Source organism: Candidatus Zixiibacteriota bacterium, from assembly GCA_034003725.1.
In the GTDB taxonomy this organism is placed as follows: Bacteria; Zixibacteria; MSB-5A5; order GN15; family FEB-12; genus WJMS01.
Window position 1 is genome coordinate 120,423 of record JAVEYB010000007.1, and the last position, 24,083, is coordinate 144,505.

23 protein-coding genes are annotated in these 24,083 nt (G+C 57.5%); 20 read left to right on the plus strand and 3 right to left on the minus strand.

Annotated features, from left to right (window positions below; translation table 11 throughout):
- Positions 1 to 28 precede the first annotated feature (28 nt).
- From rpmH to RBT76_09760, 14 genes are all read left to right on the plus strand, one after another.
- Positions 29 to 181, plus strand: a complete 153-nt coding sequence (gene rpmH / locus RBT76_09695; protein MDX9858053.1) for a 50S ribosomal protein L34 — start codon at positions 29 to 31, stop codon at positions 179 to 181.
- Between the two features lie 356 nt (positions 182 to 537).
- Positions 538 to 735, plus strand: coding sequence for a membrane protein insertion efficiency factor YidD (yidD, locus tag RBT76_09700; protein MDX9858054.1), 198 nt, complete (start codon positions 538 to 540; stop codon positions 733 to 735).
- A 46-nt stretch (positions 736 to 781) separates the two neighbouring features.
- On the plus strand, positions 782 to 2,515 hold the full coding sequence (gene yidC / locus RBT76_09705) for a membrane protein insertase YidC (protein ID MDX9858055.1): 1,734 nt from the start codon (positions 782 to 784) through the stop codon (positions 2,513 to 2,515).
- 65 nt (positions 2,516 to 2,580) lie between these two features.
- A complete protein-coding gene (gene mnmE / locus RBT76_09710; GenBank protein ID MDX9858056.1) occupies positions 2,581 to 3,924 on the plus strand; it encodes a tRNA uridine-5-carboxymethylaminomethyl(34) synthesis GTPase MnmE in 1,344 nt (447 codons plus the stop codon).
- A 126-nt stretch (positions 3,925 to 4,050) separates the two neighbouring features.
- Entirely contained in the window at positions 4,051 to 5,925 is a 1,875-nt protein-coding gene (mnmG, locus tag RBT76_09715; GenBank protein MDX9858057.1) for a tRNA uridine-5-carboxymethylaminomethyl(34) synthesis enzyme MnmG, read from the plus strand.
- Complete coding sequence (locus RBT76_09720; GenBank protein ID MDX9858058.1) at positions 5,922 to 6,530, plus strand: class I SAM-dependent methyltransferase; 609 nt, start codon at positions 5,922 to 5,924, stop codon at positions 6,528 to 6,530. Before mnmG ends, RBT76_09720 begins: the two co-directional genes overlap by 4 nt.
- Before the next feature lie 95 nt (positions 6,531 to 6,625).
- Positions 6,626 to 7,384 carry an AAA family ATPase gene (locus RBT76_09725; GenBank protein MDX9858059.1) on the plus strand — a complete coding sequence of 253 codons (759 nt, stop codon included), beginning with the start codon at positions 6,626 to 6,628 and terminating at the stop codon, positions 7,382 to 7,384.
- On the plus strand, positions 7,381 to 8,226 hold the full coding sequence (locus tag RBT76_09730) for a ParB/RepB/Spo0J family partition protein (GenBank protein MDX9858060.1): 846 nt from the start codon (positions 7,381 to 7,383) through the stop codon (positions 8,224 to 8,226). Before RBT76_09725 ends, RBT76_09730 begins: the two co-directional genes overlap by 4 nt.
- Positions 8,227 to 8,232: 6 nt before the next feature.
- Positions 8,233 to 9,018: a peptidoglycan DD-metalloendopeptidase family protein gene (locus RBT76_09735; GenBank protein MDX9858061.1), complete on the plus strand. Its 786-nt coding sequence runs from the start codon at positions 8,233 to 8,235 to the stop codon at positions 9,016 to 9,018.
- Positions 8,993 to 9,442, plus strand: coding sequence for a polymer-forming cytoskeletal protein (locus tag RBT76_09740; protein MDX9858062.1), 450 nt, complete (start codon positions 8,993 to 8,995; stop codon positions 9,440 to 9,442). Before RBT76_09735 ends, RBT76_09740 begins: the two co-directional genes overlap by 26 nt.
- A 400-nt stretch (positions 9,443 to 9,842) precedes the next feature.
- Positions 9,843 to 10,850, plus strand: a complete 1,008-nt coding sequence (locus RBT76_09745; protein MDX9858063.1) for a MoxR family ATPase — start codon at positions 9,843 to 9,845, stop codon at positions 10,848 to 10,850.
- 28 nt (positions 10,851 to 10,878) lie between these two features.
- Positions 10,879 to 12,174 (plus strand): site-specific DNA-methyltransferase, encoded by a 1,296-nt coding sequence (locus tag RBT76_09750; GenBank protein ID MDX9858064.1) that lies wholly within the window; start codon positions 10,879 to 10,881, stop codon positions 12,172 to 12,174.
- Entirely contained in the window at positions 12,171 to 12,875 is a 705-nt protein-coding gene (locus RBT76_09755; protein MDX9858065.1) for a hypothetical protein, read from the plus strand. The genes RBT76_09750 and RBT76_09755 overlap by 4 nt, the downstream gene beginning before the upstream one ends.
- A complete protein-coding gene (locus RBT76_09760) occupies positions 12,875 to 13,774 on the plus strand; it encodes a DUF58 domain-containing protein (GenBank protein MDX9858066.1) in 900 nt (299 codons plus the stop codon). Before RBT76_09755 ends, RBT76_09760 begins: the two co-directional genes overlap by 1 nt.
- Positions 13,775 to 14,003: 229 nt before the next feature.
- Here RBT76_09760 and RBT76_09765 read toward each other — a convergent pair whose 3' ends face one another.
- On the minus strand, positions 14,004 to 15,197 hold the full coding sequence (locus RBT76_09765) for an FprA family A-type flavoprotein (protein ID MDX9858067.1): 1,194 nt from the start codon (positions 15,195 to 15,197) through the stop codon (positions 14,004 to 14,006).
- Between the two features lie 143 nt (positions 15,198 to 15,340).
- Here RBT76_09765 and RBT76_09770 point away from each other — a divergent pair, with 143 nt between their 5' ends.
- The 4 genes from RBT76_09770 to RBT76_09785 all read left to right on the plus strand — a co-directional run bounded on the left by RBT76_09770 (position 15,341) and on the right by RBT76_09785 (position 17,162).
- Positions 15,341 to 15,658 (plus strand): hypothetical protein, encoded by a 318-nt coding sequence (locus tag RBT76_09770; GenBank protein ID MDX9858068.1) that lies wholly within the window; start codon positions 15,341 to 15,343, stop codon positions 15,656 to 15,658.
- Positions 15,659 to 15,806: 148 nt separating this feature from the next.
- Complete coding sequence (locus RBT76_09775) at positions 15,807 to 15,986, plus strand: hypothetical protein (GenBank protein ID MDX9858069.1); 180 nt, start codon at positions 15,807 to 15,809, stop codon at positions 15,984 to 15,986.
- Positions 15,987 to 15,997: 11 nt separating this feature from the next.
- Positions 15,998 to 16,588 (plus strand): hypothetical protein, encoded by a 591-nt coding sequence (locus RBT76_09780; GenBank protein MDX9858070.1) that lies wholly within the window; start codon positions 15,998 to 16,000, stop codon positions 16,586 to 16,588.
- Positions 16,578 to 17,162 carry a hypothetical protein gene (locus tag RBT76_09785; protein MDX9858071.1) on the plus strand — a complete coding sequence of 195 codons (585 nt, stop codon included), beginning with the start codon at positions 16,578 to 16,580 and terminating at the stop codon, positions 17,160 to 17,162. Before RBT76_09780 ends, RBT76_09785 begins: the two co-directional genes overlap by 11 nt.
- A gap of 196 nt (positions 17,163 to 17,358) precedes the next feature.
- Here the strand turns inward: RBT76_09785 and RBT76_09790 are convergent, their stop codons facing one another.
- Positions 17,359 to 18,285, minus strand: a complete 927-nt coding sequence (locus RBT76_09790; protein ID MDX9858072.1) for a CocE/NonD family hydrolase — start codon at positions 18,283 to 18,285, stop codon at positions 17,359 to 17,361.
- Between the two features lie 498 nt (positions 18,286 to 18,783).
- Entirely contained in the window at positions 18,784 to 18,933 is a 150-nt protein-coding gene (locus RBT76_09795; protein ID MDX9858073.1) for a hypothetical protein, read from the minus strand.
- A gap of 528 nt (positions 18,934 to 19,461) precedes the next feature.
- On the opposite strand from RBT76_09795, the gene RBT76_09800 reads away from it, so the two are divergent.
- Positions 19,462 to 20,559, plus strand: a complete 1,098-nt coding sequence (locus RBT76_09800; GenBank protein MDX9858074.1) for a hypothetical protein — start codon at positions 19,462 to 19,464, stop codon at positions 20,557 to 20,559.
- Between the two features lie 413 nt (positions 20,560 to 20,972).
- Complete coding sequence (locus RBT76_09805; GenBank protein MDX9858075.1) at positions 20,973 to 23,585, plus strand: T9SS type A sorting domain-containing protein; 2,613 nt, start codon at positions 20,973 to 20,975, stop codon at positions 23,583 to 23,585.
- Positions 23,586 to 24,083 lie beyond the last annotated feature (498 nt).

Below are 24,083 nucleotides of genomic sequence, written 5' to 3' on the forward strand. Positions count from 1 at the left end.
CTACACCAGAATAGAAGGTAAGTATCGTATGAAACGGACATTTCAGCCGTCCAATCGGAAGCGGATTAACGATCACGGCTTCCGGAAACGGATGGCCACCAAAAACGGCCGCAAGGTGCTGGCGCGCCGTCGCGCCCGGGGCAGAAAACGTCTGACTGTCCGCATTGCCCGCAAAAAATAGATTACCCCGGAGTGAGAGCCTGAAAGGCAGGGTCGCGATCGACCAGCTTTTCGCCGATAGTCGCCGAATTCCGGGGGATTCTTTTACCCTCCTGTGGCGACCGGCAGACGAGTTTCGATTCGCCGTTTTCGTGCCCCGGGCCTGCGGGAAGGCACACTATCGCAACCGCCTCAAACGGATCTTCCGCGAGGCGGTCCGACTCTCCCGCGATAAGCTCGCCGTGCCGGGTTGGGTCGGTATTCTGGCCCGACCAAAAGCCCCCGCTCCGTCAGTGGAACAAGTGAGTGCCGATGTCAGCCGGATCTTCGCAAGCCTCTCCGAGCAGCCCTTATAGCATATCATGGGCGGCCTATCCATTGATTGCTCTGATCTATCTCTATCGCTATACCCTGTCGCCGATTATAGGAAATCAGTGCCGTTTTGATCCAACCTGTTCGCACTACGCCGAAGATGCCTTGCGAAAATACGGCGCCCTCCGCGGCTCCTGGCTCGCCATCCGTCGCATCCTGCGTTGCCATCCGTGGCACGACAGCGGCTATGATCCGGTGCCGTAGGAAAATATTAAGTACATATGAGACATAAGAATAAAGGAATGTGACCGTGGACAGGAAGTCTATCGTTCTGATCGTTATACTGGCTCTCATTGTCCTGTTCTATTGGCAAATCCTCGAGTTTCTCGGGCTCCACGAGCCAGAGCCGCCACGACAAGCCGCACCCACGGAGCAGATTGACTCATCGACACAAGATGCTGCTAAACAACAGGATACATTCGTTTCTCCATCGGGTGCCGCAATCCCCGATCTGTTGTCCGATACGTCTGCAATCAGCCCGCAGCTTTCCGAAGATATCCTGCCCGACACGACAAAAATTGATTCGGTGATCATTACCACCAATAAGTATGAAATCACCATGATCAGCCTCGGCGGCGGCCCCGTCTCCATGCTGCTGAAGGAGCATACTTACCGCGATGGTAATTTGATAGAGATGTTGCCGGAGCCCATGAATGTCGCCCTGGAGGCCGGTTTTGCCGGCGGCGCCGTAATGACAGGCAAGCTCCCGTTTGTTTCTTCACTCGCGCCGGGCGCGTATGCCATTAAAGATAAAGAGCTTACGCTTGACTATACATTCCGTGCCCCCAGCGGAGTGGAAATCATCAAGCACTACACGTTTTTCCCTGACACCTATTCGTTTGACATGGTACTCGCGGTCCGCAACACCGAACGTCTCGGTATTGACCTGCAGTATGAATTGGTATGGAACAATCCTCCCCCGGTGACCGAGCCCGACGCCAAAACCGATTTCAACGCGATGAACGCCGTGGCGATGATCGGAGGTTCACGAAAGCAGCTCGATGATTACTCCGATGGTGCTCTGAACCAGAGCGAATCCGGCACGACCACCTGGGCCGGGGTCCGCTCCAAGTATTTTACGTCGGTCATGATCCCGAAGTCGCAGCTCGCGGAAGGTGCGCATGCGACCGGCCGCAAGTGGAAAGCGACTATAGACGGCAAGGAAGTCGAGGTCAAACAGATCGCCGCGGCGCTCGAAATGCCGCTCGGCGGGCGCCATGAGATTCGCGACAGCTTCACCGTATTTGTCGGCCCGATGGATTATTTTCTCATGCGGTCGTACGATGTCGGTCTCGAAGACATGCTCGATATCGGCACCACCCCGTTCATCGGCTGGATCATCAAGCCCTTTGCGATCGCAGTGATGTGGGCGCTGCCCAAAATGTATCATGTCATCAGCAACTACGGCGTGGTTATCATCCTGTTTTCGCTGATAATCAAGATCATCACCATGCCGCTGTCGCTGAAATCGTTTAAATCGATGCAGGCCATGAAAGATCTGCAACCCAAAATCGAAGAGCTCAAGAAGCAATATCAGAAAAATCCGCAGGCGATGAATCAGGAGATGATGAAGCTGTACAAAAAGCACGGCGTCAATCCGCTCTCCGGCTGCCTTCCGATCCTGCTGCAGATGCCGTTGCTGTTTGCGATGTTCTCCGTTTTCCAGGCGACCATCCTGCTTCGTGATGCACCGTTTGTGTGGTTTATTAAAGACCTGTCGCACGGCGCCACCGGCTTCACCGATCCCTACATCGCGCTCGTGATTCTCATGGTAGCCGCCCAGTTTCTGTCGCAGCATCTGACCATGGCGTCAAGCACCCAGCAGAACAAAGCTCTGATGTATATCATGCCGCTGATGATGGGCTTTTTCCTGTACAGCCTCCCGTCCGGTCTGATTCTCTACTGGATCTGCTTCTCCGTGTTCTCACTGCTCGACTGGCTGGTTTACCGTCGACCGAAAAACGTGCATGTCCAGACGGCTTAACCCGCACGTGGGTCTGAGATGACAGCATCCGTGGAAAAAAAAAGCCTGACAGCGGCGATGACACTATCGCCGCTGTCATAACGCCACCCGGCGAAGGCGGTATCGCCGCTGTCCGTGTCGCCGGCCCCCGAAGCCTCGCTATCCTCACGAACCACTTCCGGCCGCAGTCAGAGCGCACCGATCACCATGTCACACCGTTTATGCTCCGCTACGGGCAATGGCACGATGCGAGCGGGCGTGTGATCGACGAGGTCACTGCGGTCTATATGCCGGAAAAACAATCATATACGGGTCTGGACCAAATAGAGATATTCTGCCATGGCGGACGTCACGTGGTTCGCATGCTCCTCGACAGTGTGCTTGGTTCGGGAGCACGCGCCGCCGAGCCGGGCGAATTCACACGCCTGGCCTTTCTGAACGGCCGTATCGATCTTGCCCGCGCCGAGGCGGTCGCCGAGGTGATTGCCGCCAACACCCGGCACTCCTATGAAGTCTCGCGCCAGCACCTGCTCGGAGCCTATTCGCAGGAAATCGAATCCCTCCGCGACCGGCTTCTCCGCGCGCGAGCGGAACTTGAAGCGTCCATTGACTTCACCGAAGAAGACATCGATCCGAATCTGCTGCTATCAATGCGTGAGCCGGTACGCGATGTCCTGACAGATGTCGAGCGTCTGCTGGCGACTTACCGGGGCGGCCGCATTATTAATGAGGGATTCCGGATCGTCCTGGCCGGACGGCCAAACGCCGGCAAGTCCTCACTTTTTAACCTCCTGCTTCGACAGGAGCGTGCGCTCGTCAATCCAACCGCCGGTACAACAAGAGATTACCTGTCGGAATGGATAGACCTTCACGGGTTCGCCGTCAACCTGATCGATACCGCAGGTCTTCGAACCGAAGGCGATGAGCTGGAAAAGGCGGGTCAGTCCCGCGCCCGCGCGCTGATCGATCAGGCTGACCTTGTCATCTGGATGGTCGATCTTGCCGACCCCGGATGGAGGACACATCTTCCGGCCGATGTTGCCGGTTTTGATCCATCCCGCACTCTTGTCACCGGTAATAAAATCGACCTCGCGGTCGGCACACCCGACAGTCGAATCGTCCTCAGCTACTCCTGCAAGACCGGCGAAGGTATTGAAGCGCTCATCAACGCTATTGTCGCCTCTATTGATGATCGGATGCCCGATCTGACATCCGGGGTCGTGGTCACCTCGGCTCGCCATCAGCAGAAACTCCGAACGTCACACGACGCACTGCTGCTGGTGTGCGACCAGCTTGAATCGGGGGACTCGCCGGACCTGATTGCATATAACCTTCGCCAGGCGACCGATGCACTGGACGAAATCACTGGACGGATATATACTGAAGAGATTCTGGGCCAGATCTTTGGGTCGTTTTGTATCGGCAAATGAATATCTGGGTACATTGAGCTAATGCCATCGCTCAGGGCGATGCAATATTCGTCGGCGGGAATCGGCAGGTGTCTGTGGATCGTTTCACGTGAAACATCCCGACTTCTCCGTTGGTTTTGAATGAACATGATCGATCGCGACTTTGACATTGTCGTTATTGGCGGTGGGCACGCCGGTGTAGAGGCGGCGCTGGTCGCCGCCCGGATGGGGAAGACCGCCGCTATCGTCACTATGGACCCTGCCCGGCTTGCCCTCATGTCCTGCAACCCGGCAATCGGCGGGATCGGCAAATCGCAACTGGTTGCTGAGATTGACGCTCTCGGGGGAGTAATGGGTCTGGCGACCGATGCTACCGGCATCCAGTTCCGTCGTCTCAATCTCTCCCGCGGTCCTGCTGTCTGGTCCACCCGCGCCCAGTGCGATCGCCGCTATTATAACCAGTTTGTCGTCGACTATGTCTCTGCTGAACCGAATGTATCCGTTATCGAGGCGCTCGCCGGCGATATTATGCTCGATTCCGCAGGCCGCGTCTGCGGCGTGCGAACCGAGGACGGCCGTCCGATCCTCTGCCGCGCCGTCATCGTTGCGACCGGAACGTTCCTTGGCGGTCTTATCCATATAGGCGAAAAAAAGATACAGGCAGGGCGGTTCGGTGAACAAGCCGCCTACCGGCTATCCGAATCGTTTGCCCGCCTTGGTTTCCAACTGGGCCGACTCAAGACCGGCACGCCACCCCGCCTCGACGGGGACACCATCGACTGGTCCCGATGCGAGATTCAGCCCGGCGAGGTTCCAATGCCGCGATTGTCTTATCGCTCCGAACCGCGCCATTTCGAACAGGCGCCATGTTATCTCACTCGCACCACCGATGCAACCCGCGAGATAATGCTGGCCTCCCTGACAAGATCTCCAATGTTTTCAGGGCAGATCTCGTCAACCGGCCCCCGGTATTGCCCGTCGGTCGAAGACAAGTTCTTTCGCTTTGCCGATAAGCCGACGCACAACCTCTTTCTCGAACCCGAGGGCAACGGCACGTCCGAAATCTACCCCAACGGCTTTTCGACCGCTCTCCCTGAGGATGTTCAGGAGAGAGCGATTCGCACCGTCATCGGGCTGGAGGAGGTACGGATCACCCGCCCCGGGTATGCGGTCGAGTACGACTACTGTCCCACCTGGCAGATCAAGCCGTCGCTGGAAACCCGCCGTATTCCGGGATTGTTTTTCGCCGGCCAAATCAACGGCACATCCGGATACGAAGAAGCAGCTGCACAAGGGCTTATGGCAGGAATAAATGCCGTACTCATGATAGCCGGGGAGCAACCGTTTGTGCTCGACCGATCCGAAGCCTATATCGGCGTCATGATCGACGACCTCTGCACGCGGTCGATCACCGAACCGTATCGCATGTTTACCTCACGGGCCGAGTACCGTCTGGCCCTTCGCCAGGACAACGCCCGCGATCGTCTTTTCCGGTACGCGGCCCGGTACTCGCTGGTTCCCGCACCTGACCTCGCCCGCTTTCGGGAACTGGAAGAGAAGACTCAGATGGAAATCGGGAAGCTCCGAGCGACACGTGTCAAGACCACCGACATCCCGGACTTCCGGGATCGGTTCAAGAAGACTGACGACGTCTCTCTGGAGAATCTTCTACGGATGCCCGGTATCGGCCTGGAAGAGATAATGCCTGTTCTGGCGCGATTCGATGGTACGTTCTCTGGAGAGCCGGAGGTGTTGCAGCGAGCCGCGATACGCATCCGGTATGAAGGGTATATCGCAAAGCAGGATCGTGAAATAGAGAAGTTTCGCAAGCTGGAACGGCAACGGATTCCGGAGCGCTTCAGCTATGGCTCAGTCTCCGGCCTCCGGATTGAGGCCCGGCAGAAACTGTCACGATTCCGCCCTCAATCACTTGGTCAGGCGGGACGGATCGAGGGCGTGACCCCGGCCGATGTCGCTATCCTTTCAGTTCACCTCAAGCGTTACCAGGCGGAATCGGCGTGACCGGCTCCCCTCAGACCGTCCCTTTTGACGTGCCCGCCCTGTTGGACCGATTCGACAGCGGTTCAAGACTATCCTTTTTCCACGACCTGCTGATGGCCGAGAACAAGCGAATCAACCTTGTTTCACGTGAAACATCGCGCGATTCATTCGACCGCATGGTCGCCGAGTGTCTGCTTCCACTCACGGTGCTGAACAGCGGCGCCGCCGGGGGCGCCTATCTCGACATCGGAGCCGGCGGCGGATTTCCTCTTTTTCCCATTGCACTCACCGGACGGACCGCCTCTCTCCATGCCTGCGAACGGACCCAGAAAAAGGCCGCCGCCCTGGTCAGGATCGCGCGTGATCTCGGACTGGCCGTCACCGTGATTCCCCGTACGTTCGAGGATATCCGCTTCGAGCGCACCTTCGCCCTCGTCACACTCCGATATGTCACCCTTACGGCGACCTTGCTCTCCGGGGTACTGTCTGTCCTCGACAGTGATGGCGTTTTCGTGTACTACAGCGATCCGCCGTTCGCGGTCGATCGTGCCGGAATTCGACGTTTTCGGTTCCAGTCCGCTCCCGATCAGCCGTTTAAGCACTTCTGCCTGATCACCCGAGAATAGCCCCGGCGAAGGCCCGTTTTTAGTTGCATAAGGCTAGCCGGGATGATAAGATTGGCGCGTACGTGGATGGCAGCTTTTGTTGACAAGGAGTCACTGTGCAGAAGATCATCGCGATTGCCAACCAAAAAGGAGGAGTGGGCAAAACCACTACAGCCGTAAACCTCGCCTCCTGTCTGGCGGCCGCTGAGCAGAAAACCCTTCTCATCGACCTCGATCCCCAGGCCAACACCACCAGCGGGTTCGGGATCGACAAACATAAAGTAGATATATCGATCTACGATGTCATGCTTGAGCGGGCGGGGCTCCCGCAGGTTATTCGCCCCACCGAGATGGCCTGTCTCCATCTTGCGCCCTCCTCCATCTCCCTGGTCGGCGCCGAAGTCGAGCTGGTCAGCATTCTCTCTCGTGAGTCCCGTCTGAAGGCCGCACTGACATCGCTGACCGACGAGTACCGTTACATTATCGTCGATTGCCCGCCGTCACTCGGCCTGTTGACGATTAACGCCCTCACCGCCGCGCACTCCGTCATCATTCCCATTCAGTGTGAGTACTACGCGCTCGAGGGCGTGAGCCAGCTGATGAACACCATCAAGCTCGTACAGCAGCACCTGAATCCGTCGCTGCAGATCGAGGGTGTACTGCTGACCATGTACGACGGCCGCTTGAATCTGTCCAAACAGGTTTCCGATGAAGTACGGCGCTATTTCGACTCGAAAGTGTACAATACGGTTATCAATCGGAATGTTCGCCTGTCCGAAGCGCCGTCGTTCGGTAAACCGATCATCCTGTACGACATACTTTCGACCGGCGCCGAAAACTATATGGCCTTCACCCAGGAGGTAATGTCACGATGAGCAAGCAGGTATTGGGACGAGGACTGGGAGCGTTAATCCCCAGTCATGCGGAGCCCGAGGGTGAAAGCGCGAGATTCCAGATGATTCCGCTCACCGACATATCGCCGAATCCCATGCAGCCACGGCAGTCATTTGACTCCGAGCGGCTCAACGAACTGGCCGAGTCGCTGAAAAAAGACGGTATGATGCAGCCGCTGGTATTGAAGAAAAATGGGTCCGGGTACCACATTATCGCGGGTGAGCGGCGCTACCGTGCGGCCAAGCTGGCCGGATTGGACAAGGTCCCCGCCGCCGTGATGGAACATGTCGACGACACCCGGATGCTGGAACTGGCCCTGATCGAAAACGTGCAGCGCGAAGATCTCAATCCGATGGAACTGGCCGAGGCGTACCGTCGGCTGATCGAACAGTGCGGACTCACCCAGCAGCAGCTCTCCGAAAGGATAGGCAAGTCACGCACCGCCATCACCAATCAGCTCCGCCTGTTGCGACTTCCTGAGTCAGTCGCGCGGTTCGTTCGTGACGGGCGGCTGACCGAAGGGCACGCCCGCTCCCTGCTGGCGCTTTCGTCCGAAGATGACATGCTTCGGATGGCGGAGCAGGTTGTCGATGGTGCGTTGTCGGTGCGGCAGGTCGAGGGCAAAGTCTCCACGGCCCGTAAGAGGCGCCTGATTCCGAAACGCAAGCTGCCGGCGCTGGCTGACGCCGAGACGTACTTGAAACGGCTCATGGGAACGTCGGTAAAAATAGTGCCGGGGCTAAAGAGAGGACGCATTGAGATCGAATACTATAATGATGACGATCTCAACCGCCTCCTGGAGTTATTCGCCCGGATTGAGTAAGACGCCATGCCGACCAAGTACGTAACTATCATGCTGATCCCCGACGGGACTGAGGCGCGCGCCCAGTGGCGCATCCGCCAATGGATCCTCCGACTTATCGTCGGCGGCATCATCTTCATTCTGGTCGGGATCGTGCTCTTCTTCTCGTTTTATGGCAGCGTGCTCTCCCGGGCCGCAATCACCGAAAGAGTGCAGTCCGAGAATGAGGGCCTGAAGCGATATCGGTACAAGGTGCAGTTACTCGAAGACAACCTTCGTGAAGCGCGGGAGATGGTGACCCGGCTCACGAAACTGGCCGGCGTTGACTTCGAATTCCCGGAGATGCCCACCGATTCCACTATTTTCGCCCAGCTCGACCGGACAGCCATCGCCGTCATGGCGCGGCCGGTCTCGGCCGACTACTCCGTGCCCGTAGGATTGCCGATCGACGGTTTCATCAGTCAGCAATTCTCCCCCAGCGACGATCACTATCATCCGGGCGTCGATATCGCCTGCGCCATCGGCACGCCGGTACTCGCCACCGGTTCGGGCCTTGTCGAGTTTGTCGGATTCGATTCGCTCTACGGCAATCTGGTCGTCGTCCGCCACAATGACACGGTGACGTCAATGTACGGCCACAACCAGGAGATCCTGGTTGCCCCCGGTTCTCCCGTGACAGTGGGCGCACGAATCGCCCTCTCGGGTAATACCGGACAATCGACTGCACCCCATCTGCACTATGAAATCAGAATCAAGGATGAACCCATAAACCCGTTGGACAATCCGTATGATAAAGAAGACGAACGGCAATGAGGTAAGCGGAACCATGAATACGATTATCGGCAAAGATACGGTTTTCACAGGGACGCTCGATGTCAAGGGCGCGGTTCGGGTTGACGGTACGGTCAAGGGCAAAGTGATTTGCAGTGACTGCGTCACGATCGGCGCTTCCGGAATGGTGGAAGCCGATATTGAGGCCGACTCCGCAGTGGTCGCCGGGAAAATGCACGGTAACATCAAAACCACCGGCAAGATTGAACTCCAGGCCAAGTGCGAAATGGAAGGCGATATCCGAACCAACTCGCTGGTCATCGAACAGGGCGCCATCTTCTGCGGCGCTTGCGACATGAAAGACAAGGGGCTCCGCTCGGACCTGAACTTCCTGCCGCCCGAGCACAAAGAAGATAGCAAAGAGCGAAACAGGCTCGTGACCATCGACAAGGACGGCACCAAGTAGATTACCGGCCTTTGTTCTTATGTGGACAACCGGTCAAATTTGTGGATAGACACGTAAGTATTTGATGGATATGCGCTTGACTGGCGCCTTGACGGTCTCTGTCAGTCGGTTATCCACAACCTGAACCGGTTTCTCGGACATGGACAGGGCTGATCGGACTTTCGAGTTCGGGCAGGTCTTGAGGGAACAAACTAAGCCCCTATCCCGTAAAAACTTGTGATGCCGGAACTACCTCCCCGGGCAGCGGGGGGGCCGGTCGACCCACAACAGTACACCGGCTCTGTCCGCCCGGTCGATTAACGAGCTTCGGAAACTATTAACAACTTTTCCGTAGTCTCCGCTTTCCAACCGGACCTCCGAGTCGTGCACAACCGTAATCACCCTTTGCTGGGAGGAGCTGATGTCTCCAACCGAGTTTGAGTCCGATATCAAAGCCGTAGAGTCTCTCAACGATGCCTACTCCCGGATCACCAGCGAGATCGGCAAGGTGATCATCGGACAAAAACAAGTCATTGACCAACTGTTGATTTCGCTTCTGTCTTCCGGGCACTGTCTGCTGGTCGGCGTCCCCGGCCTCGCCAAGACACTGCTTATCTCAACGCTTTCCGACGTTTTGAATCTCCGCTTCAACCGAATACAGTTCACGCCGGACCTGATGCCATCGGATATCACCGGCACGGAAATCATCGAAGACGATCACGGAACCGGGAAGCGCAACTTCCGTTTCGTCAAAGGTCCCGTATTTGCGAACATAATCCTGGCCGACGAGATCAACCGTACTCCCCCAAAAACGCAGGCGGCACTGCTGCAGGCTATGCAGGAGCACGAAGTGACGGCCGCCGGTCACACGTACACGCTCGACGAGCCGTTTTTCGTCCTGGCAACCCAGAACCCGATTGAACAGGAAGGCACATATCCCTTGCCCGAGGCCCAGCTCGATCGGTTCATGTTCAACGTCTTCGTCGATTATCCGGCGCAGGATGAAGAGGAGCAGATCGTCAAATCGACTACGACGGGCGCGGAACACCAGCTTGAGCGCATCCTCTCGCCCGAGGAAATCGTGGCCTTCCAGAGGCTGGTGCGGCGCGTACCGGTCTCGGACCATCTCGTGCGGTACGCCGTGAATCTTGTTCGCGCCACCCGCCCGCACGAAAACGGCTCTCCCGATTTCGTCCGTAACTGGGTCAACTGGGGCGCCGGCCCGCGGGCCTCCCAGTTTCTTATCCTCGCAGCCAAGACGCGCGCGATCCTCGACGGCCGCCCCACGCCCGGGCCCGACGACGTCCGGTTTGCGGCGTTTCCAGTCCTGCGACATCGCATTGTCACGTCCTTTAACGCGGAAGCCGACGGCGTCGATTCGATGGAGATCATCCGGCGGCTGCTCGATACCGTCAAGGCCGAGAAATAGCGATGCAACCGTCACCGGGGCGGATCCTATGACAGCGACCACACACCGCATCGTGTTCGGCGACTCGCGCCGCATGACCGGGGTCGACGACCGCTCGGTACATCTGGTGGTGACCTCGCCCCCGTATTGGCAGCTCAAGGACTACGGCGACACACGCCAGATCGGATTCGATGACTCCTACGAGGAGTACATCAACAATTTGAATCTTGTCTGGATGGAATGCTGTCGCGTGTTGCACGATGGTTGCCGACTGTGTGTCAACATCGGCGACCAGTTCGCCCGCGCGGCATATTACGGCCGCTACAAAGTGATCCCCATCCGTACGGAAATCATCCGCTTCTGCGAGACGATCGGTTTCGACTTCATGGGCGCCATCATTTGGCAGAAAGTGACGACCTGCAACACGACCGGGGGCGCCACGATCATGGGATCATTTCCGTATCCGCGCAACGGGATCGTCAAACTCGATTACGAACACATTCTCCTGTTCAAAAAGCACGGGAAACCGCCGACAGTGTCTCACGAGCAAAAGGAAGCCTCCAAGCTCACTACTGAGGAGTGGAACTCGTATTTCGCCGGTCACTGGAATTTCCCCGGCGAAAAACAGAGCGACCATATCGCGATGTTTCCCGAAGAACTGCCGAGACGGCTGATCCGCATGTTCAGCTTCGTCGGCGAAACCGTGCTTGATCCGTTTCTGGGAAGCGGAACCACCTCGCTCGCCGCAGCCAACACCGGACGCAACTCGATCGGCTACGAAATCAGCGCCGTCTTTGAACCGCTGATCAGCCATAAACTCTCAACAAGAGACGTCACGTTTGAACAGGATCCATCCGGTAGCACGGACGACGCAATCTCCCGGCTGCCATACCGGTTCAGCGATCCGCTTCGACTCGATAAGCAGGACGATCCGCGCGGGCAATCCTACGGCTCGCGGGTAAGCCGACACGATCCCCCGCGTGATGAGTCCTTCGTCACCGTCCGCGACGTTCTTTCTCCGGTCGAGATTGAACTGTCCGACGGTCGCACCGTCGCGCTTCACGGCCTCACGATCATTGATTCGCGGCGCCGCCACGCGATGGACTTTCTCAATTCGAAAGTGCGGGGCAGGCAGGTGTACTGCAAATTCGAAAGCTCCTCATCGAGCGGCGACAGCCCACGCTCGGTCTACCTGTATCTCAAGAACAGGACATTCGTCAACGCACACTTGCTCAAGCGCGGCCTGGCTGCTCTCGACCGACGCCAGTCGATCACAAACAACTCGTTATTGAGAATTGCCCGGACTGTCTCGCATGAGACCATTATCGGAGAACCCGAACGGTGAGCGGCAATCGCACCAAATTCGAGCAGTTCGCCCTCGCCGGCCTGCCGCCGACAGGCAAGCTTTTCGTGGGTATCTTTACGACTCTCATGCTTCTGATCTGCCTGTGGGCGGTGTTCATCTTCTATGTCGACAAGGGCATCATTGACGAAGACTCGCTCCCGCTGTACCTGACCAAATCGATGTCCGGCGCTCCCGCTTCAGGCGAACGTGCGCTGCAGGAAGATATCGATGTCATCATGGCGGACTCGCAGGCTGTGCTCGCCCCGATCTGGGACAGCGCGTTTGCCGGGCGCGAAGCTACCGCCGACTCGGCGACACTCGACGTCCAGTTCCATCGCACCGATGAACGCGTGGCGAAGGAAGCCGGTCGTTTTTCCCGGGAACCCGAGTACGGCTCGCACCACGAACATTTGCGAAGAAATGTCGGTCTTGCCCACACGCATATCAACGGCCAGACCTTGCTCTTTTTTGCCCTCGGCCTGGTCTTTTTGTTCAGCTCCGCATCGGTGAAAGTCAAAAAGACGGTCCTGTGGATATTCGGTATCGTCATCCTCCTGCACGCAATCGGTCTCTCCGGCGAAGGATTCGGCTCGCTCTTCGACGATATCCTCGCCGTCAGCGGCGTGGCGATTCTGGTGGTCATTGCGTATATGGCTTTGATGATCTATATCGACCTCGGTCGAAAGGCGGACGAAAACTAATGGCAACCGACTACCGTGCCTATCTCCAGCCCGAAACCGTCTCCAAGCTCAAAGGCATGGAACTGAAAGCCCGGATGGTGGTCGAAGGCTTCATCGCCGGTTTGCACAAGTCGCCGTATCATGGGTTCTCAGTCGAGTTTGCCGAGCACCGTCAGTACATGCCCGGCGATGATATCCGGGGTCTCGACTGGAAAGTATATGCGAAGACCGACCGGTACTACATCAAGCAGTACGAAGAAGAGACCAACCTGAAGGGCTACCTTCTGCTGGACTGTTCCCGCTCGATGGCCTACCAGTCCGCCGGGGTGGTGAACAAGCACGACTACGCCGGCATGCTCTCCGGCGCACTGTCGTACATGATGCTTCGCCAGCGTGACGCTGTCGGCCTTGTCACATTCGACCAGCAGGTCAGGCGCTACATCCCGCCTCGCTCGAAATCCGGACACCTGCATGTCCTGCTCAACGAAATCGCCCACGCCAGACCATCGGAGCGCACCGATGTCGGCAATGCCCTGCACGAGATGGCGGAACGTATCAAACGCCGTGGACTGGTAGTCATCTTGTCGGACCTGCTTGACGAAGCCGACACGATCATCTCCGGCCTGAAGCATTTCCGCTACAATCACCACGAGGTGATCGTGTTTCACATCCTCGATCCCCGCGAGCGCGATTTTGCATTTGGCGGAGAAGCGGTATTCAAGGATATGGAGACCGGGGAAGAGCTTTCAACTCTTCCGTTCCAGATCAAGAAAGACTTCGCGAAGCAGGTGGGTGTCTTTGCCGAACAAATCGGCGCGGCTTGCCGTCAGGCGAATATCGACTACCACCCGATCGACACCGGCATGTCATTCGACAAAGCGTTGTATGCGTTTTTGAGCAAGCGCGAACGGTTGTACTAGATTCGCCGCGATTCCCTGTCGACTGCTTGTCACTTCACTGACGATCCGGTTGTCAGCTCCGTTAGCGGGACAGTTCGGAGCCGGTTGGCACGTTCAGTATATTCGCAAACGGTGTTGACCTGCATCTGCAGGAGAGTTGTGGCCCACCTAAAGCCCGCCTGCGGCGGGCGGCAGGTGGGATTGCTTGGATGCGCGGTGCACGGGGACGTACACCACGCACGAAAATCGGTCACTTCTTCCCGCCGGTCACAAACTCCGCCAATCCTGCGGCGAACGCCTTCGTTTCGGCGTTCTCTGTCTCCGAGGGCACCAGGCGCGCGCGAAGTTGGTTCTCGTAGACTTTTAGCTTGAGACCGGTCAGTCGGTCGGCGACCAGCTTTATTCCTTCGCCCCCCCACCCGTACGAACCAAACACCGCGGCCTTCTTGCCGATGGAGTAGACGGTCGAAAACAGACTGACAAAGTCCCATACCGGCTTGACTGCGTCGCCATTGAAGGTAGGCGTGCCGATCACCACCGCGCGGCTCCGCTCGATCACATCGCGACCGGTCGCGTCGTCGATCGCCGTCATGTCCACTTGTCTGGTTTTTACGCCTAACCTCTGCAACTCGGCGCTGATAATCCCGGCCATGGCGGCCGTGTTGCCGTAGTTGCTGGCATACACGATTGCTGCATCCTGATCATATTGCTCAGCGGTCCAGTCTTTGTACTGGTTGATATAACGGCGCGGCTCCTTACGCTGTATCGGACCATGCGACCCGGCCACCATCGCGATCTCGAACTCGTCGAGCTTGGGCAGATTCCGCCGGATGTATCCCGAAAACGGTCGCATGATGCAGTCGTAGTAGTACTTAACTTCCCAGTCCATATCGATGCTGGCCGACAACTCGTCGTCGTACAGCTCGCCCGTGCCGATATGAGCCGCGAATCCGTCGCAGGAAAACAGGATCTTGTCTTCAACCAGATATTCCATCATCGTGTCGGGCCAGTGCATGTACGGTGTGGCCTTGAAAATCAGCTTCTTGCCGCCGAGATCGAGCTCGTGATTGTCCTTAACCCCGGTGATGTCCGCTTCCGTATTGATGACGTTGTTTACGAACGGTACCGCCGGCGCTGCGCAGAGAATCTTGATATGTGGATGCCGCTTCAGCAATTCCGGGTATGAGCCGCTGTGATCCGGTTCGGTATGGTTGATAATCAAATACTCAATGTCGGTCAGCGGCATGACCTGTTCGATATTCGCAAACCACTCGTCCTGGAATTCGAGCTTGGAGCCGTCGATTAACGCCGCCTTTTCTCCACGGACAAGATATGAATTGTAGGTCGTGCCGGTCTTGGTCTCCATGACGATATCAAAAACCCTGAGACCGCTGTCAACCACGCCGATTGCGTAGACATTTTTCGCTATGGAAGTCGCTGCCATGTAACTAGTTCTCCACTTCGTCCTCTGCTGTGCCGCAATATAGGCAAATCTATCCGTGAAACAAGCCGAGGGCGCTTTGGTTCTGCTCCTGTGAACGGTTTCCGAAAAGGTGCCGAAACACCGGACAACGAGGAGAACCGACCGTGGAGATTCGTACGATGACAGCTCTCGATGATTGTCTCGGGCGGTCAGATATCCGGGAAGTCCGGTTCGATCAACCGGTCTCCGAAGATTTCATCCGCCATCTGGAGTCATTCGGTAACCTGTCCTACTTCAAAGACTTCCCGAGACCCTTTTATCTGGTGGACGTAGCCTGCCGGTTCACGTTTCGCGGAGTCGAAGGAACTGACCGGGGCCGTCTCACCATCAAAGGCGACTATGCTTTGGCCGAATCGGCCTTTCGAAATATGGTGTCTTCCTTCAATCCGCAGACAACACCGCCCTGCCGCGCTCCGCGATGAATCCGCAACCCCTTTCCAGGCGGAAAACGCCCATATCACTGGGTGGTTGAATCGGTCGCGGGGGCCGATATAACGAAAACAGACGGTTGTATGTCCGACGTGGGGGCAACCGGGCATTGTCAACAGGGCGGCAACTGGTGAGGAGAGCATGGGCGTCCGACTGGAGCAACTGTACGAAGAGGCCCGGCTGCTCGGCGGCATCAAGGCACAGATGCGGCTGGCAATGCTCACCGGACTGCCTCGGCATAAGGCCGCCGCAGCCGAAGACCTGCCTGAGTCCGTCAAGAAGCTCGAAAACGCACTCATGCGAATCAAAAAAGAGATGTAGAAGGCCACACCATGAGAACGGCTGCTCCACATACCACCGTCGACATTACCTCAGCCGGCTCGTCCGCCGTCTTTACGCCCGACAGCGTTTTTGATCCCTCGGCCCGGCGCCATCTCGTATGCGAACAGCCAACCGTTATCCACTGTCACCACTACGCAACGCTCTTTACCCAGATGGCCACCGATGCTGAACATCTTGGCGGTCCGGTCCACCTGATCGACGCAGCCGCGGAGGCATTATATCCGATTCTGAAACGCTACATGGTTCTGCACAAGCTCGTGCGCCTCAACGATCGTCTGGCTGTCGCCGAGCAGTACTTCTCTTTCTCCGGGCTCGGACAGATCCGTTTTTCCTGTCGCCCCGGTGAAGCGCTCGTAACTATGGCGCGCTCGCATATCGACGACGGCTGGTTGCGCCGATGGGGCCCTCGCGACAAACCGGTGAACTTCATCGGACTGGGATTCATCAAGGCAACCCTGGCGGCCGTGTTCGACCTCGACGACTGGCACGACGTGAATGTGACTGAGCACAAAAGCATCGTGTGCGGCGCTCCGCACAGCGAGTTCCTCGCCGCATGGAGAACAGCTACCGATGGTGCTTGATAAAGGACAGATTATCCGGGACCTGTCACAACTGCACTTGAGCGGTGACAGTAACGGGCTCATTTCGGCGTACGGCGTCCTGCTGCAGCAGTTGCCGACCGCTTTCTGGAATACGTTTACAGCTCGCCTTCTCCGGGCGGCGTCGCCGGATCTCACCGAAGCGGCGGAAACGCTGCTGGAAAACGCGGCCGCTGAGTGCGGCTATCACACAGCGTACGGTGTAGTCCAGTCGGAAGAATTCAACGCGGTCGTCATGCCGATGGTGCAGGACCGCCCCGGCGATATCCTCCGCGGTCTGTACGCGGTATTTGGAGCCTGGGGATGGGCCGACGCAGAAGTGATCGAGCTTGAACCGGCCCGGCGCATGGTCGTCCGCGCCCACAAATATTACGAAGCCGAAATCCCTCACGCACAAAGACCGTGCGCCTTCATGCTCCGCGGCGTCTCCCGCGCCTTGATGGATCTGGCCTATGGAGAGCCTTATCCCAACGGATTGGGTCGGTACCGCTGCATTCAGACCAAAGGGATCGAAGTTGGAGATCCCTGTGGTGAGTTCGTGGTCACGAAAAACTAGCCCTGTGCGCAAATGTCATGAAAAGCGGGCGCCCTGCAGGGTGCCCGTTTCTAATGAAAGGTCGCGTACATCTCCTCAATCTCTGCATCCGCTCCCGGATGCCAGGCGATAAATCGCCAGGTAGGCGACAAAAATGAGGCGGGGAGTGACCCGGAACGTCCGTGTATACATCTATGAGGTCAAATACGACTGGAGTTCATCGCCTGGATTGCGCAATAAAACCGATAATGGTTTCCTGCGCACGCTCGAAATCCGCAGTTGCAGTCGTCTTGATCGTCAGCAGGCTGTCGTCCGACAATTCCCGAAGCCGCCGGACCGTCTCGTCTTCACCCGACTCCGGCAGCACGAGAACCGTGGGGCAAGCCACCGGCGCCAGCTGCTCCATATCCCGATAGGGGGCCGCGTAACCCGACCGAAGACTATACCAGAACCACATCACCGTACGCCGGAACGGAAACCACAGCCACCCCTCGCGTTCCGCAACCCGGTCCAGCCAGCGCGACGTCGTCAGGTGAGGTCGCCACGCGATCACCCGGTCGATCCGCGATTCTTCCAGCGCCGCCAGCAGAGCTGCATCGGCTCCCAGCCCTCCACCAACCACCGTCACGGGGTGAATCAGGCGGTTGCGGATCACCAGCCAGGCCAGAAGGGCCTCCAGATCATTCGCCTCGTACCGGCCCTCCCCGTGGTATTCACCCGTGGAGCCGCCCGTAGCCCGTGGATCGTAGGTCACCACGGAAAAACCCGAATCAACCAGCGCCGACGACATAGGCAACATGGCGGTCCGGTCGGTTTCCTCCGACGGAATCAGAAATACCGTCCCGGCCACGCTATCCGGCGTGGTGATCGAGTCCGGCAAAATATACAGGCAGCTCAAAGTCGTGAGGCCGTCCGCCTCGACCCGAAACGTATCGGCATGAAGACCGGCCGCTAGAAACGGCGTTGGGTCGTTGACCAGCACCAGAGAATCGCTCCCGGAGTCCTCGGACCCATCCGACTCGCGCGCCATGGCGGCTTCCGTTCGATTGAGGGGGTAGATGACGTAAAACGTGAGGGCCAGCCCGACGATCACAAAGAACAATACGACTTTGACTATCTCTTTGGTTTGTCGCGACATCTTCATTTTAATACCTCACACCCTCATCGCCGTCTGTTTTACCTCAACCTGAACTGTGTCCGTATATGCCCAAGGCCGAGACCACAGTCAATAATAAAGTTGTCGGCCGACCCGATCCCGGTACGGGTCGGCATCCCGGTAGCCCGCTGCCAATTCTGCCTCATGCTCCGGACTGGAGCCGGCGTACCGCCAGGCCGAGAACAAACCGCCTAATCGTCTGCCGATCAATGTTATATAGTCAGTGCTGAAGATGCTCCCGGTCTCGTTCGATCATGCTCCCGTACCTGTCATGCTCCAGAGTGCCCTCCCGGTGAACAGTCGGCATTAATTGAGATCCATCCGCCCATCCAACTGTGGCCGACCGCCGCGGATGACCGATATATGCAGGTGAGTGCAGGTTGACAGCGGCGCCCCCTGCATACCGACATATCAGGCGCGTCCGAATCGTGACCGATACAGCCGCGCTAACGTGTTACCACGCTTGGACCACGCTCCATGCGTCGATCACGCGAACGGAATCTGTCCGACATCGGAGATCGTGCCGTCGACGGCATGATGATTGCAGAAGGTGCGCATCGAGGTCAGTCCGCGAATCATCGTCGCGCGGGCCGCGTCACCGTGCGCCCGGAGGTTCATCCGGCGTATTGGTGTCATGTCGGCCCGCCGGGCGCTCGCTGGAGCGCCTGGAATCAGACGCGCCGGTGGCTCGGTAAGACACGACAAAAACAATAGGAGTACACACGGTTGTCCGAATGTCGGCGCCCCGCTCGCCGCATAAAAAAAAGTGTGAATGAGCCGGCCTTTCGGTATTGACAAGTTCTGCGCAGGTGCATATATTGGCCCTTGGATGATAGGTGTTACGTTCACAGTCGTGCCTCAACTCAAGTCATACAGTTGAACGTACGAATCTTCAGAGCCGATTCTTTCCGAGCGCGAACTGTCAGAGTAAGTACTTCAGGTCGCTGACCGACTGTGGGGGTCGAAGGCGACAATACTAACAGGTTACTTACAAACACGCAACCGTTGTTAAAGAATTCAAAAGTACACGTTTCGAAGAGCCGCTGAGGACTGTCCGGGAACGATGGTTCGGCGGTGGCGACGTGTGGGTTCTTTCCGTGTCAGTCGTGTGTACTACGTAACTTGGTGACAGTGTCAGCATTATAAACCGGATAGGAGGCAGGTATGCCTTTCGGCTCTTACCTCACGCGGCTCAGCCGTCTGCTCTTGATCCTGATCGCCGTTGGCGTCATACTCGCCGCGGTCCCCACAACCCAGGCGCAAACTCTGTTCGTTCGCGTTGGCGATACCACCGGCGCCGGTGGAGAACTGAACTCCGTCATAACCGTGTACTTGGAAAACTACCAGGACACGGTCGGCGCGTTCACGCTCTGGCTCCGGTTTGCTCGCAGCGATATAGCCAAATTCCAGACCGATCTCGATACCGTGGTGGACACCACCTATTGGCATTGCATGACCGGTTCTTTCCCCAACTGCCAGGATTCCGTGTCATGGGAGGAAACCCTGCACGGTCCGACCTGGGATTTCATCCATGTCGACACTGTCGAAGCGCTGGTCGGTGATATCGACACCGCCGGGACGCTCATCTCCGGATGGGAATATGTCGAGTCGCGAAATATCAACGCCGACGGCAACGACATCCGCGTCACGGCGCTGGCTAACGTGCAGGGCGACGGTCAGTTCACGCCCGGCATCCCGCCCTTCACCGGCGGCGGCCCCGCCCGCGTGCTCTTCCGCCTGCGTTCCGACATCCTGCAGTGCGATCCCGATTCCCAGTTCGTCTTTTCGCCGATTGAAATCATCGACCTCGCCAAACAGTGGTTTGTGTTCTCCCGCCCCAACGGCACCGCCGTGGGATACCTGCTTGACACGATTCCCGACAGCAACCTCTTCCGGTGCGTGGCCTGGGACGGCAACGAATGTATTGACTACCTGAAAGTATCCCTGCCGCCGTATGACTCGGTCGAGTACTTTGATGCCGTCATTTCGGTGCTCGACACCGCCAACGTCTTCGTGCAGGACGGCTCCCTGCTCGTGTTGTGCCGGGAGTGCGGCAACGTCAACGGCGACGCGGAGGGGCTGGTGGACCTCTCTGACCTGATTTACCTCGTAAACTTCCTGTTCCTCGGCGGCCCGCCGCCGCCTAATATGGGCAACGCATCGGTGAATTGCGATGCCAACAACGATGTAGACCTGTCCGATTTGATTTATCTGGTGAATTTCCTCTTCCTTGGAGGACCAGAACCCTGCGACGGCTGCTAGCCGTCGCGGCCACGCCGCCCCCGGATGGGCCGGGACGGCGTCCTGTGTGAATGTATGGGTGCATTCATGACCGCAACATGTACTTCTAGTTTGACGCTAATGAGCGATAAACAGATAAACGTTAGTCTCGAGTCAGTCAGTCTCGAAAGAAACGCGATACGGCTTACCGCCGTGTCGCTTAACTAGGAAAGAAAAACCCTTGATGGTAGGGAGGACGCTTACAAGAGGTAGTAGCACGCGCTCAAGATGAGTAAACGGATAAGTGACTCTTTTTGCTCTGGCCAGGGTTGTCACGAGGATCTGGTGGCTCTCATTCTCAGACGGCTCATAACAGTGGCAGAGGGGGAAAAGAAGAGGCGTTCATTATTCGTTCAAATCGGCTACTAAGTAATTGGACTAAGTAGGAGTAAAAAATGAAGCGCATTTCATTTTTCCTTGCTTTGTTTGTAACAGTCTTTGCATGTGGGCTGGTAAACGCTCAGGTGACAGAGAACGCCATCGTCCTGGAAAACCTGGACGGTGAATACTCGCCGGGCGTAATCGGACGCAATATCACGGGCCATCTGACGTTCAACATGCGTGTGAACATCCGTGAAGACGTGGTCAAACTCGCCGGTTACACCAGCGGCTTCCATGTTTACTCGCCGGACGGCGCGACATGGGAACCCGGTATCGTTGGATCGACTATTGCAACCTTTGCATCTTCCAGCGGTAACTTCAACGTTACGTCCGTGAACTCGTTCAGCGCTGACGGTATTGGCGCTGACACGCTTGGTTTCAACGGCGTGGCCTTCGGCGGCGGTCTTAACATCCCTGCCGGCGGCTACAGCGAGGTCGCGTGGTTCATCGACCTTGACCTTGACATGGCGAATAGCGCCAACGACGGCCTGACCATCTGCTTGGACTCGACGGCGACCTATCCGCCGACGCTGACCTGGAAGTGGGCCGGCAGCGCCGCCAACTATCCGCCGGCCGGCGATATCTTCCCGACCCACTCGGGTCCGCACTGCTGGATGTTCGACTCCATCCCGAACATCCCGCCGACTATCACCAACGCGCCGGTTGATATCGACGAGCTTCATTGCGCAGAATTCGAACACGACTTCGACGCAACTGATCCGGAAGGCGACCTTCCGTACACCTTCATCCTCGTTAGCGGTCCCGGCGCCATCGACGACGAAAGCGGCGTGTGGTCCTGGAATCCTGGTCTTGCCGACGTGGGCAACTATGTGATCGAAGTTGCGGCTTCCGATCCAATAGCCGGTCAGGGTCCCTCCGCATTCGTCAACGTGATGGTCGGCAACCAGGCTCCGGTCATCACCAACTGCCCGGCTGTTGAGGTCAATGCCCAGGTCGGTGTCGACCGTTTTGTTGATCTCAATGCGACCGATGGCTGCAGCGACGTGATCACCTGGTCGATCATCGGCGGCACCGGTGCCGGCGATGCTAGCGTCGATCCGAACACCGGCGAAGTGACCTACAATGCCACCGCTGCCGGTACCTTTACGGTTGAAGTGGAAGCCACCGACGGCGACATGGCCGACGCGTGCATCATCACCTTCATCGCCGTTGAAGGCGCTCCGTACGCAGTAGTGATTGAGAAGGACGAAGGCCAGACCGGTCTCGGCGCTCTCCAGGGCCAGTTCACCACCGTGGACGTCACTCTGGATGCCGCTGAAGGCCCGATCGGCGGCTTCAGCTTCTTGATCGTGTACGATGCCTCGGCTCTCAGCTTCTCGAGAGCGATTGTTGACAACTCGCCGTTCTATCAGGATTGCGACTGGGAATACTTCACCTATCGTACCGGCGCCAACGGCAACTGCTCCGGCGGCTGCCCGAGCGGTATGGTGAGCGTGACCGGTATTGCCGAGACGAACGATGGTCCGAACCATCCGACGTGGGACTGCACGACCGGTATCCTCTTCCAGTTGGAGTTCCTGGTTTCGTCCGACCGTAACCTTGAGTGCCAGTACGTGCCGATCCGGTTCTTCTGGGTCGACTGCACCGACAACACCATGTCCAACATCGGTGGTGACACGCTGCTCGTGTCGCAGGCCGTGTTTGACTATCAGGGCGTGGGCGACGACATCTACTCGCTGAACATCGCTGACCCGAACTACGGCTTCCCGACCTATCTGGGCGTCCAGGCTGAATGTCTGGAAAACCCGGATCCGAACAAGCCGACCCCGCGTCAGGCGATTGGCTTCTACAACGGCGGCGTTGACATTATCTGCGCCGACGACATCGACGATCGTGGCGACATCAACCTCGACGGCGTGGCTTACACCATCGCTGACGTTGTGATGTTCACCAACTACTTCATCTATGGTAACTCCGCGTTCACCGTTATCCAGGGCGCCGCGTTCCCGATCGAAGCCGCGACTGCTGCTTCCGACGTCAACGTCGACGGTCTGACCCTGACGGTGGCCGACCTTGTTTACCTGATCCGTGTGGTCATCGGCGATGCGTTCCCGTATCCGAAGACCGTACCGGTTGATGTTGCGTACACCAACGCGAGTGGCGTTCTGTCGGTTAACGCTCCTGTTGCGGCTGCGTTCGTGATCAGCGAAGGCGCCGAGCCGGTTCTGCTGGCTGACAACATGGAGATCAAGACCGCCAACGTCGACGGCGTCTGGAGAACCATCATCTTCTCGACCGAGCAGGGTGCGACCTTCGAAGGCGCGTTCCTGAACACCAACGGCCGTGTCAACTACATTGAGATGGCCACTTATGACGGTGCTCCGGTTCGCAACCTCGAGATGCCGACCGACTACTCGGTTGCCCAGAACTACCCGAACCCGTTCAACCCGACCACCACTATTGAGTTCGCTCTGCCGACCAGCGGTGATGTGTCCGTGAAGATCTTCAACGTCACGGGTCAGCTCGTGCAGGAGATCAGCGGCACCTACCAGGCCGGTTCGCACTCGATCGAAGTCGACATGACGAACCAGTCGTCCGGTGTCTACTTCTACAAGGTGTCGGCGAACGACTTCTCGAAGACCATGAAGATGGTGCTTCTGAAGTAGTTCTGTGTCTCTGTCTGCCAGGCGTCGATGACGCTTGACAATACCCCGGAAAGGGCTAACCCCCTTTCCGGGGAAATTTCGAACCCGGTGTCACACCAGGGAGGCACGATCGATTCGTTACGATAACGGGTAAGCAAGCAATTGCTGGAACAACGAAGGGCTGTGCCTGACGTAGGATGGTCGTGCGATGGTCGTCATGATGACAATGACCGGTCAGATCGGAAGGAACCTACTGACAGGGACCGCCTTTTTTTGGTTTTGAATGAGGGATTCAGGTTCATGTGCCGACGCCGCGATGTGGTTCCGCTGACGATCGCGATCGCGGATATCGCGGCAGGATTCTGACCAGAAAACACGATCGGCCCTTGACAGATTTCGGCAAGAGTGTATCCTTGCTTTGACCCGGCCGCGGGGGGTGGTAAGGAGGTTGGATCGACTCGTTTCGTTCATGAAGAGGACAAGCAGCAGCGTTGGAACGAAAGAATTACATCGGATCAG

What these genes read in the sequence shown, in the direction of transcription:
- rpmH (MDX9858053.1), top strand. Translation starts at nt 29, where the DNA reads ATGAAACGGACATTTCAGCCGTCCAATCGGAAGCGGATTAACGATCAC.
- mnmG (MDX9858057.1), top strand. Translation starts at nt 4,051, where the DNA reads ATGATCGATCGCGACTTTGACATTGTCGTTATTGGCGGTGGGCACGCC.
- RBT76_09730 (MDX9858060.1), top strand. Translation starts at nt 7,381, where the DNA reads ATGAGCAAGCAGGTATTGGGACGAGGACTGGGAGCGTTAATCCCCAGT.
- RBT76_09735 (MDX9858061.1), top strand. Translation starts at nt 8,233, where the DNA reads ATGCCGACCAAGTACGTAACTATCATGCTGATCCCCGACGGGACTGAG.
- RBT76_09740 (MDX9858062.1), top strand. Translation starts at nt 8,993, where the DNA reads ATGATAAAGAAGACGAACGGCAATGAGGTAAGCGGAACCATGAATACG.
- RBT76_09745 (MDX9858063.1), top strand. Translation starts at nt 9,843, where the DNA reads ATGTCTCCAACCGAGTTTGAGTCCGATATCAAAGCCGTAGAGTCTCTC.
- RBT76_09750 (MDX9858064.1), top strand. Translation starts at nt 10,879, where the DNA reads ATGACAGCGACCACACACCGCATCGTGTTCGGCGACTCGCGCCGCATG.
- RBT76_09760 (MDX9858066.1), top strand. Translation starts at nt 12,875, where the DNA reads ATGGCAACCGACTACCGTGCCTATCTCCAGCCCGAAACCGTCTCCAAG.
- RBT76_09765 (MDX9858067.1), bottom strand. Translation starts at nt 15,197, where the DNA reads ATGGCAGCGACTTCCATAGCGAAAAATGTCTACGCAATCGGCGTGGTT.
- RBT76_09775 (MDX9858069.1), top strand. Translation starts at nt 15,807, where the DNA reads ATGGGCGTCCGACTGGAGCAACTGTACGAAGAGGCCCGGCTGCTCGGC.
- RBT76_09780 (MDX9858070.1), top strand. Translation starts at nt 15,998, where the DNA reads ATGAGAACGGCTGCTCCACATACCACCGTCGACATTACCTCAGCCGGC.
- RBT76_09785 (MDX9858071.1), top strand. Translation starts at nt 16,578, where the DNA reads ATGGTGCTTGATAAAGGACAGATTATCCGGGACCTGTCACAACTGCAC.
- RBT76_09790 (MDX9858072.1), bottom strand. Translation starts at nt 18,285, where the DNA reads ATGAAGATGTCGCGACAAACCAAAGAGATAGTCAAAGTCGTATTGTTC.
- RBT76_09795 (MDX9858073.1), bottom strand. Translation starts at nt 18,933, where the DNA reads ATGACACCAATACGCCGGATGAACCTCCGGGCGCACGGTGACGCGGCC.
- RBT76_09800 (MDX9858074.1), top strand. Translation starts at nt 19,462, where the DNA reads ATGCCTTTCGGCTCTTACCTCACGCGGCTCAGCCGTCTGCTCTTGATC.
- RBT76_09805 (MDX9858075.1), top strand. Translation starts at nt 20,973, where the DNA reads ATGAAGCGCATTTCATTTTTCCTTGCTTTGTTTGTAACAGTCTTTGCA.